Below are 623 nucleotides of genomic sequence, written 5' to 3'. Positions count from 1 at the left end.
TCCTAAAAAATGCATAACGCTGCGTTAAGGGGTGAATGCCGCCTAAACCAGCTTTCCGCAGACCACTTTCGCCACAAAACTCACTGCAAACCAAAAATGCCACGCGGCATGAATCCCACTTAAACGCCTTGTTATGAGCACGAAGCCAAACGCTCCATAAACACAAAATTTTCGTTTTCAGATGTAACTGAAAAACCATGACGACCATACAAATTAGCAACTCGACTACCTTGTAAATAACACAGTTCTATACGTTTATTTTCTTTTGAAGCTATCGCAATACACTGTTTTAGGATGCTTGAGCCAATACCTTTACCATGAAATTCTAGAAGCAAGAAAAATCGGCCAAAGTATAGGCTGCCACCTTTGTTTTGAAGGAGATAACTACCTGCACGCTTTCCATCAATTTCTATGATTGTTGATTTTGCCTCGTTCCACTCTGCCAAATGCAACTTCCATTGCAAGCTTTCATCCCAACCGAACACTGACTTTATTGCATCAAACTCTGCTAATTTCTTTAATTCAAAGAGAAACTCATAGTCGTCAACTGTAGCTTCTCGCTCTTTATAAAACATTACTACTGAACCATTTTATTGGGGTGCTCATAACGCCCGCTTAAGGGG

General features: G+C 40.6%; 1 protein-coding gene. It reads right to left on the bottom strand.

From position 1 onward, the window contains the following. Window positions 1–131: 131 nt before the first annotated feature. Complete coding sequence (locus tag DD616_RS17060; RefSeq protein WP_208871973.1) at window positions 132–575, bottom strand: GNAT family N-acetyltransferase; 444 nt, start codon at window positions 573–575, stop codon at window positions 132–134. Between the last annotated feature and the right edge of the window lie 48 nt (window positions 576–623).

Source organism: Vibrio anguillarum (assembly GCF_003390515.1).
Taxonomy (GTDB): Bacteria; Pseudomonadota; Gammaproteobacteria; order Enterobacterales; family Vibrionaceae; genus Vibrio; species Vibrio anguillarum.
Note: the sequence above shows the minus strand (reverse complement) of the source record. Positions and strands in the feature narration are given on the sequence as shown.

Bases quoted from the DNA above. Each gene is read 5' to 3' on its own strand.
- DD616_RS17060 (WP_208871973.1), bottom strand. From the start codon at position 575: ATGTTTTATAAAGAGCGAGAAGCTACAGTTGACGACTATGAGTTTCTC.